Source organism: Brevundimonas sp. GN22, assembly GCF_054824005.1.
The window spans coordinates 1-8,908 of sequence record NZ_JSYD01000082.1; the positions used below are offsets into that span (position 1 = coordinate 1).

The window sequence follows — 8,908 nt, forward strand, 5'->3', positions numbered from 1 at the left end:
ATGGCCCACGGTGCCAAGATGGCCGAGCAGGCTGGTGCCGATATCATCGACCTGAACTTTGGTTGTCCGGCCAAGGAAGTGACGGGCGCGGCCTGTGGCTCGGCCCTAATGCGCACGCCCGATCTGGCCTGTCGTTTGATGGAGGCGGCGGTCAATGCCGTCAGCCGTCCGGTGACGGTGAAGATGCGACTGGGCTGGGACGAGAACAGTTTGAACGCCGCTGTTCTCGCCAAGAAGGCCGAGGAAATCGGCGTGAAGGCCGTGACGGTTCACGGTCGCACCCGCAAGCAGTTCTACACCGGTGTCGCCGACTGGGATGCGATCGCCGAGGTCAAGCAGGCCGTCTCCATTCCGGTGGTCGTCAATGGCGACATCATCACCGCCGAACAGGCACGCGAGGCTCTGGATAAATCCGGTGCCGATGCCCTGATGCTGGGACGAGGTGTCTATGGGCGCCCATGGCTGGCGTCGCATCTTGAACGCGCTCTTCAAGATGGCACCCAACTGGCCGAACCTGACCGCGAAGAACGATTCGCCATCGTCATCGAACACATGCGGTCGTCAGCCGAGTTCTACAAACTCCCGCTAGGCCTCAAGATGTTCCGCAAGCATCTGGGTTGGTACATCGAGCAGGCACCGTGGCCGGAAGACCCGCAAGAACGCCGTCAGGCCAAGGCCCGGCTGTGCCGTCTGGACAGTCTGGAGGAGGTCGAAGCCGCACTTCGCGCGCTTTGGCTCGGCTAACTGGCACAATAACGCAACTATGCTGTTGAACATTTGCCACAGTTAGTCGAAGCTGGAACCTGATGACCCAACCGCGTGTGGAACAGGACGAGACTCCGTCGACAGGGCACCCCTTCAAGGGGCGGTTCTGGATGGATCGTCCTCGCGCGGTTTTCGGTGTCGGCTACGCGGTGGCCTTTATCGTTACGGCCTTGGCGATCTGGATCGTGGCTGTGGCTCCGGGCGCGGCGGGCGAGGGGCGTGCCACCGCGGCGCGTATCATCCTTTATGCATTGCTGGCCAACCTTGCCTTGATCGGGCTTTTGGCCGCAGGCGTGGGGCGTCAGGTCTTTGCACTGTTCAAGGAACGTCACGAAGCGGGCGCGCGACTGCACCTGCGCTTTGTGATGCTGTTCTCGTTTGTGTCGGTGGTTCCAGCGGTTCTGATCGCGCTGGTGTTCGGCGTGCTGGTCAACCGCGGCGTGGACCAGTGGTTTAGTGACAACGTCAGTTCCTCGGTCGAGAACGGCGCCCTGATCGGTCGCGCCTATGTGGCCGATGTCGGTGCGGGCCTGGAACGCGATCTGGAGACGATGTCGACAGAGCTGGGCGGGGTCCGTTCGGTGTTCGACAACCGTATCCAGTTCAGCCGTGCACTGGCCCAGATCGGCGACTTCTTCGGCTATCCCGCACTCTATATTCTCAACGATAAGGGCGAGGTTTTGGCCAGCGGTGAACAGCCGGATGCGCCCCCCTATGTCGCGCCGCCTCAGGATGCCTTTGCAACGCTGGCTATCGGCGAGCAGGTTCCGGCCGCGGTCACCGAAAATCCCGATACGATCCGCGTCCTTTATCCGCTGCCTGACTATGGCAACGCCTATCTTTATGTGGTGCGCCCTCTGGCTCCCGGCCTGATCGAGCGCATGCGGACGGGCGAGGAATCCATTCTGGCGTATCGTCAGGCGGACGAGAGCCGCGCCCAGATACAGGCGACATTCGCACTGGCCTATCTGGAAACGGCGCTGCTCATTCTGGTCGGTGCGGTGTGGTTGGCTATGTCTGCGGCAAACGCGATCTCGCGCCCGATCGGTCGACTGATCGACGCCGCCGAGCGTGTTTCGGGCGGGGATCTGGAGGCGCGTGTCGATGCGTCCGACGCGCCCGCAGAAATGGTCGTGCTGTCCGAAGCGTTCAACCGCATGACACACGACATCCAGAGCCAGCAGGTCGCCCTGCGTTCGGCCAGTGTCGAGGCACAAACCCGTTCGCGCTTTATCGAAACGGTGCTGTCGGGCGTGAGCGCGGGTGTGATCGGTCTGGACCGTTATGGCCGCATCTCGGCCATCAACGATAGTGCGCGCGAGCTGTTGGCCATCACGCTCGATGACGTGCAGGGCCAGCGTCTGGGCGAGGTTTCGCCAGAACTGAGCGAGCTGTCCGAGCGGGGCGAGGCCCATATCGAAGAAGACATCGACGTCACCCGCGACGGCGAGACGCGGCGCCTGCGGGTGCGCATCGAAGGCGGACAGGGCGGCGAGATGGTCCTGACGTTCGACGACATCACCCGTCTGGTCACGGCCCAGCGTAATGCAGCTTGGCGTGACGTAGCCCGCCGCATCGCGCACGAGATCAAGAACCCGCTGACCCCGATCCAGCTTTCGGCAGAGCGTTTGCGTCGCCGCTACCGCGCCAAGGTCGAGGACGACGTCGAGGTGTTCGACCGCTGCACCGAGACCATCATCCGTCAGGTTGGTGATATCGGCCGCATGGTGGACGAGTTCTCGTCCTTCGCTCGTATGCCGGCGCCGCGCTTCACCGAGGAACGCGCTGACGAAATGCTGCGCGAGGCGGTGTTTGCCCAGCGCGTTGCGGCGGCGGATATCGGCGTGGACCTGTTCGAGCCGGTGCCCGAGATCATTCTGGACTGCGATGGCCGGATGGTGCGTCAGGCCCTGATCAATATTCTAAAGAATGCTGGCGAGGCCGTTTCGGCCCGCAAGGCGACGGGTGTCGAGACGGCGGTACCGGGTATCGGTGCGCGTCTTGACGTTTCTTCCGGCTATGCCCGATTCATCATCGAGGATGACGGGATCGGCTTGCCGGAGAAGGATCGTGACCGTTTGACCGAGCCCTATGTGACCACCCGTGAAAAGGGGACGGGTCTGGGCTTGGCCATTGTGAAACGTATCTGTGAAGACCACGGCGGGGAACTGCGACTGGGCGATGCAGAGGGCCTTTCGGGCGCTCGCGTCACCATGGTTTTTCCCCTTCGTCAGAACATGAAAGCTGCCCAACGGCCATCTTCGGGTGGTAAGGGAAGTAACATCGAGCGAGAGGCCCCATGAAGAATAACGGCGCCGACATTCTTGTCGTTGATGATGAGAGCGACATCCGCGAACTGGTTTCCGGTCTGCTGGAGGACGAGGGTCACCACATCCGTACCGCGTCCAATGCCGAAGAGGCACTGGCGGCGGTCAAGGCACGTAAACCCTCGCTGGCTGTGCTGGATATCTGGATGCAGGGCGGAGGCATGGATGGCCTCGAACTGCTGGACGTCATCAAGGGCCTTGATGAAGACCTGCCGGTTGTCATGATCTCGGGTCACGGCAACATCGAAACTGCCGTCAGCGCGTTGAAGCGCGGTGCCTATGACTTTATCGAGAAGCCGTTCAAGTCGGACCGTCTGGTCGTCGTCGTTGATCGTGCGCTTGAAGCCGCTTCGCTGAAGCGCGAGAACCGCCGTCTGCGGGCGCAGGCCATGACCCCGTCGGGCCTGATCGGGAAGTCGGTTGCGGCCCAGAACCTGCGCAACACCATTGTCAAGGTCGCTCCGGCCAATAGCCGCGTTCTGATTTCCGGCCCGCCGGGGTCGGGCAAGGAGTTGGTCGCGCGCCAAATTCACGACAATAGCCCCCGCGCCAAGGGTGAGTTTGTAGTCATCTCGGCTGCGGGCATGACGCCGGAACGCCTCGATCTGGAACTGTTCGGTGAAGAAGGCAGCGACGGCCGTCCCGCCAAGATCGGCGTGTTCGAGCGGGCCCATAATGGCACCCTCTATCTGGACGATGTGGCCGACATGCCGCGCGAGAGCCAGAGCCGCGTCCTTCGTGTTCTGGTCGATCAACGCTTCCGCCGCGTCGGTGGTGATCAGGACGTCCAAGTCGACGTGCGGGTCATCACCTCGACGGCCAAGGATCTGAAGGTCGAGATCGCAGAGGGGCGTTTCCGCGAAGACCTGTTCCACCGTCTCAACGTGGTGCCTATCCGCGTCCCGCCGCTGTCGGAACGTCGCGAGGATATCGCCGAGTTGGTAGAGTATTTCGTGGACACCCTGTCGTCCTCGCAGGGCCTATCGCGCCGTCAACTGGGCGAGGATGCGATTGCCGTGCTTCAGGTGCATCCGTGGCCGGGCAATGTGCGTCAGCTTCGCAATAACATCGAACGTCTGCTGATCCTTGCGACGGGTGATCCTGCCGAGCCGATCAGCGCCGACATGCTTCCGCAGGAAGTGGCGTCGAACAATTCCAGCAGCTTTGGCAATGAGCGCATCATTGCGCTGCCGCTGCGCGAAGCCCGCGAAGTGTTCGAGCGTGACTACCTGGCGGCTCAAATCATGCGCTTTGGCGGCAATATCTCGCGCACCGCGGCCTTCATCGGTATGGAACGCTCTGCACTACACAGAAAACTGAAATCGCTGGGCGTTTCGCCGTCTCGCGGTGGTGATGATCAAGAAGGAGAGGGCGCCTGATGTCGAGGGTCGCCTACGTAAACGGGACATACCGTCCGCATTCGCAAGCCGTTGTCCACATCGAGGACCGTGGCTTCCAGTTTGCCGATGGCGTCTATGAAGTCTGGTCGGTGTTCGACGGCAAGCTGGCCGACTACGAAGGCCACATGGAACGTCTGGGCCGCAGCCTAACGGAGCTGCGCATCGAAATTCCGATGACCTCGCAAGCTCTGGGCGTCGTTCTGCGCGAGACCATCCGTCGTAACCGCGTGCGTAACGGTATCGTCTATCTCCAGATCACCCGCGGCACCGCGCCGCGCGACCATGCCTTCCCGAAGGGTGTGGCTCCGAGCGTGATCGTGACGTCCAAGTCGATCAATCTTCCGGCGGGCGAGGAAAAGGCGGCCAAGGGCGCAGCGGGCATCACTCATCCGGACATCCGCTGGGGCCGTTGCGATATCAAGACGGTCGGCCTTCTGCCGAACGCCTTGGCCAAACAAGCTGCCCGCGAAAAGGGTGCCTATGAGGCTATCCTGTTCGACGAGATGGGTATGGTCACCGAGGGCTCCTCGACCAATGCGTGGATCGTGGACGAGAACGGCAAGCTGCGCACCCGCGACACCCAGGCCAACATCCTGCGCGGCATTACCCGGGCCGCCATCATGAAGTTGGTGAAGGAAGAAGGCATCGAACTGGACGAACGCCCGTTTAGCGTCGAGGAAGCCAAGAAAGCCAAGGAACTGTTCGTGACTGCGGCGTCCAGCTTCGTGATGCCACTGGTTTCACTGGATGGCGACAAGATCGGTGACGGCAAGCCCGGCCCAATCGCGACGCGCCTGCGCGCCGTGTACCTTGAACAAGCGATCCGCAACGCCATTTAAGTCATTGCGACCCTGGGTCGTGCGCGTTTAAGCTGTGACGCGGGCTGAAAAGGCCTGTGTCCGCTTTGCGGGCTCAGAAATAACCAAGAACAGGATAAACCTGCCATGTCGCAAGACAAACGCCAGAACCTTCAAGACACTTTCCTGAACAGCGTCCGTAAGACCAAAACTCCGCTGACCATCTTTCTGGTCAATGGCGTAAAGCTTCAGGGCATCGTCACCTGGTTCGACAACTTCTGTGTGCTTCTCCGTCGCGATGGCCAGTCGCAACTGGTTTATAAACATGCCATCTCGACCATTATGCCTGCCGGTCCGGTGCAGATGTTCGAGCCCGAAACCGAAGAAGAGTGATTGTCCTCTAAACTCGTAGACCATTCCGTCCCGCTTATCCGGGCGCTCGTAGTTCACCCCGACAGGGGTTCCGACAACTCGCGTCACGCCATCGACCGTCTCGAAGAGGCGGTCGGGTTGGCGCGTGCGCTGGACCTTGATGTCCGCGCCGAGGAAATCGTGCGCGTTCGCTCCATCACGCCTGCCACCCTGTTTGGGTCAGGCAAGGTCGAGGAGCTTGAGGCTCTGGTGCTTGCCGCCGAGGCCGAGGCTGTCGTGGTGGACGACCAGTTGACGCCCGTTCAGCAGCGCAACCTTGAAAAGGCTTGGGACGTGAAGGTCATCGACCGCACGGGCCTGATCCTTGAAATCTTTGGCCGTCGTGCGCGCACCAAGGAAGGCCGTCTTCAGGTCGAACTGGCGCGTCTTGACTATGAACGCTCGCGTCTGGTCCGCACGTGGACCCACCTTGAGCGCCAGCGCGGCGGCACCGGCTCGACCGGCGGTCCGGGGGAAACCCAGATCGAAATCGACCGCCGCCTGATCGCCGACAAGATCGTCAAGCTGAAGGGCGAACTGGAAGAGGTGCGCCGCACCCGTGGCCTGCATCGCAAGGCCCGCAAGCGTGTCCCTTTCCCAGCTGTGGCGCTGGTGGGCTACACCAACGCGGGTAAATCGACCCTGTTCAACCGCATGACGGGGTCCGAAGTGTTCGCCAAGGATCTGCTGTTCGCGACGCTGGATACAACCCAGCGCACGATCAAACTGCCGCAGGGCCGCCCCGCCATCATCGCCGATACTGTGGGCTTCATCTCCGACCTTCCCCACGAACTGGTCGAGAGCTTCCGCGCCACGCTGGAAGAGGTGGGCGAGGCCGACCTCATCCTGCATGTGCGCGATATCGCGTCGCCGGACACCGAGGCCCAGCGCAAGGACGTCGAAGAGGTTCTGAACCAGATTCCGACGCCGGAGGGTCGTACCCGCCGCATTCTTGAAGTCTGGAACAAGATCGACCTTCTGGACGACGAGGCCAAGGAAGCCATCTTGGGTCAGTCGGAACGTCTGGCCAAGGAAGGCAAGGCAGTCGCCGTCTCGGCATGGACAGGCGAGGGCATCGAGACCCTCCGCGACGTTATCGCCGGATTGATCGACGATGACCCCGAGAGCGTCATCCTGATCCCGTCGTCGCGTGGCGATGTGCTGGCGTGGCTGTATGAAAACGGCCGCGTGACCGATCGTCATACCGAAGAGGACGGCACTATCCGCGTGACCGTTCGCTTGCACCCTGCGGCGCTTGGCCGTTTTGAACGTTCCTATCCCGACATCCTGAGTTGATATGCACCTGATCGAAACCGCGCTGTTCCTTCTGCTGGCCGTTGTGCTGTCGGGATGGGTGTCGCGGATTACCCGCCTGCCGCTCCCGCTCGTTCAAATCGCGCTGGGCGCAGGCGTGGTGCTGATCACGGGCGAAAGCGTCGATCTGCGGCCGGAGATTTTCTTCCTGCTGTTCTTGCCGCCGCTGCTGTTTGTGGACGCCTGGCGGATACCCAAGACCGCGCTTTACAAGGATCGGGCAGTGATCCTCGAACTGGCCTTGGGGCTAGTGGTGTTCACGGTGCTGGGGCTCGGTTTCTTTATCAACTGGATGATACCGGCGATGCCGTTGGCAGTGGCATTTGCCCTTGCGGCGATCCTGTCACCCACTGACCCTATTGCCGTTTCGGCCATCGCCGGTCGCAGCGGGATGCCCAAGCGCCTGATGCACATTCTGGAGGGCGAAAGCCTTCTGAATGACGCTACGGGCCTCACCTGCATGCGCATCGCGGTGATTGCAGCGACAACCGGTGCCTTCTCCCTGACCAGCGCCGTGGGGACCTTTGCGTGGCTGGCACTGGCCGGTCTGGCGGTCGGCGTAGTGGTCAGCCTGTCTATCAATCTGGCCAAAGGCTTCATCAGCCGCCGCTGGGGCGAGGATGTCGGCGGTCAAATCCTCATCAGCCTGCTGATCCCGTTCGCGGCCTATCTCGCGGCCGAAGCCATACACGCGTCGGGCATTCTGGCCGCCGTTTCGGCTGGCATTACTATGAGCATCACCGAGCGCCGCGGTACCGCTATGGCCGCCACGCGCATCCGTCGCGCAGTGGTGTGGGACACGGTTCAGTTTACGGCTAACGGCCTGATCTTCGTTATTTTGGGCGAGCAACTGCCCTCGATCATGGCCCGTGCCGCCGAGGTGATCCGCACGACCGAGCGCACCGAGATCTGGTGGCTCGGCATCTATGTGTTCGCCATTGTCGGCGTTTTGGCCGCACTGCGGTTTCTGTGGGTGTGGGCGACGCTGAAACTGACATTGTTCAGTGGCAAGCTGTCGGGCGGAAAGCGCCCGCGTCTGCGTTGGCGTCTGGTGGCGGTTATGGCCCTGTCGGGGGTTCGCGGGGCGATTACGCTGGCCGGTATTCTGACATTGCCGTTCTTCGTGGCCGACGGTGGACTGCTGCCGGCACGTAACCTCGCCATCTTCCTCGCTGCGGGCGTCATCATCGTCTCGCTGGTTCTAGCCAGTGTGGCCTTGCCTATCTTGCTCAAGGGCGTGGAGCTTCCCCCGGATACGCATGTCCAAAGTGCCGAGGAACGCGCCCGTCGCGCGGCAGCGGCAGCGGCTATCCGTGCACTGGAAGAGTCCGAGCGTGCGCTGGACGTTGCCGCCGTGCATGCCCGCGCCGACGAGCATGCCGAGGTGGTCGCCCGCCTGATGGAGGACTATCGCCAGCAGATCGACCTGCATTCCGGCACTGCGCCCGATCAGACCGAGCGTAACAAGAAGTTGGACGCCATCGAGCGCGACCTGCGCATCCTGTGCTTCAAGGCGCAGCGCGAAGAGATGATCAAGCTGGCCCGCACGCACTTGTTGGACGAGGAAACCGCCAAGAAGTTGATCCGCGAGATCGACCTTGAGGAAATCCGTTTCGCCTAATCCGCGAGACAGCCCGTGAACTGGCGGCCTTAGCTAGGCTGCCAGCGCAGTAGAGGCGTATCGCCTTTAAGGTAGAGCGGGTGCTTGGGACTGCCGTCGCCATTGGTGCCAAAGCACCAGAGGTCGATGCCGTCAGCAGTGAGGGCTTCGACCAGCGCCTTACCTGCGGGGACCAGCGCCTTGTTCAGCTTGCCGTGGCACAGGACGACGCGGGCCGCGCCCTTGGCCTGTTCGCGGATGGCGGGCAGGTTGGCGGGCGAGCACGCGACAACG

The 8,908-nt window shown here is 62.1% G+C and carries 8 protein-coding genes; 7 read left to right on the forward strand and 1 reads right to left on the reverse strand.

Annotated elements, in window-relative coordinates; all coding sequences use genetic code 11:
* From OB03_RS11655 to OB03_RS11685, 7 genes are all read left to right on the forward strand, one after another.
* A partial coding sequence (locus OB03_RS11655) for a tRNA dihydrouridine synthase (protein WP_461344240.1) occupies nt 1-744 on the forward strand: 744 nt, incomplete at its 5' end.
* 62 nt (nt 745-806) lie between these two features.
* Nucleotides 807-3,068: a sensor histidine kinase NtrY-like gene (locus OB03_RS11660; RefSeq protein WP_461344241.1), complete on the forward strand. Its 2,262-nt coding sequence runs from the start codon at nt 807-809 to the stop codon at nt 3,066-3,068.
* A complete protein-coding gene (gene ntrX, locus OB03_RS11665; protein WP_461344242.1) occupies nt 3,065-4,471 on the forward strand; it encodes a nitrogen assimilation response regulator NtrX in 1,407 nt (468 codons plus the stop codon). The genes OB03_RS11660 and ntrX overlap by 4 nt, the downstream gene beginning before the upstream one ends.
* Nucleotides 4,471-5,331 carry a D-amino-acid transaminase gene (locus tag OB03_RS11670; RefSeq protein WP_242915207.1) on the forward strand — a complete coding sequence of 287 codons (861 nt, stop codon included), beginning with the start codon at nt 4,471-4,473 and terminating at the stop codon, nt 5,329-5,331. Before ntrX ends, OB03_RS11670 begins: the two co-directional genes overlap by 1 nt.
* Nucleotides 5,332-5,436: 105 nt before the next feature.
* Nucleotides 5,437-5,682 (forward strand): RNA chaperone Hfq, encoded by a 246-nt coding sequence (gene hfq / locus OB03_RS11675; protein ID WP_242915209.1) that lies wholly within the window; start codon nt 5,437-5,439, stop codon nt 5,680-5,682.
* Nucleotides 5,683-6,996, forward strand: a complete 1,314-nt coding sequence (gene hflX / locus OB03_RS11680) for a GTPase HflX (RefSeq protein WP_461344243.1) — start codon at nt 5,683-5,685, stop codon at nt 6,994-6,996.
* A gap of 1 nt (nt 6,997) precedes the next feature.
* The gene (locus tag OB03_RS11685; protein WP_242915213.1) at nt 6,998-8,635 is read left to right on the forward strand and encodes a Na+/H+ antiporter; all 1,638 of its coding nucleotides are present in this window, start codon (nt 6,998-7,000) and stop codon (nt 8,633-8,635) included.
* Nucleotides 8,636-8,664: 29 nt separating this feature from the next.
* Here OB03_RS11685 and OB03_RS11690 read toward each other — a convergent pair.
* Nucleotides 8,665-8,908: DUF1643 domain-containing protein (locus OB03_RS11690; RefSeq protein WP_461344244.1), on the reverse strand; the 244-nt coding region annotated here is incomplete at its 5' end.

Excerpts from the sequence above, each read along its gene's own strand:
- OB03_RS11660 (WP_461344241.1), top strand. The coding sequence starts at position 807 with ATGACCCAACCGCGTGTGGAACAGGACGAGACTCCGTCGACAGGGCAC.
- ntrX (WP_461344242.1), top strand. The coding sequence starts at position 3,065 with ATGAAGAATAACGGCGCCGACATTCTTGTCGTTGATGATGAGAGCGAC.
- OB03_RS11670 (WP_242915207.1), top strand. The coding sequence starts at position 4,471 with ATGTCGAGGGTCGCCTACGTAAACGGGACATACCGTCCGCATTCGCAA.
- hfq (WP_242915209.1), top strand. The coding sequence starts at position 5,437 with ATGTCGCAAGACAAACGCCAGAACCTTCAAGACACTTTCCTGAACAGC.
- OB03_RS11685 (WP_242915213.1), top strand. The coding sequence starts at position 6,998 with ATGCACCTGATCGAAACCGCGCTGTTCCTTCTGCTGGCCGTTGTGCTG.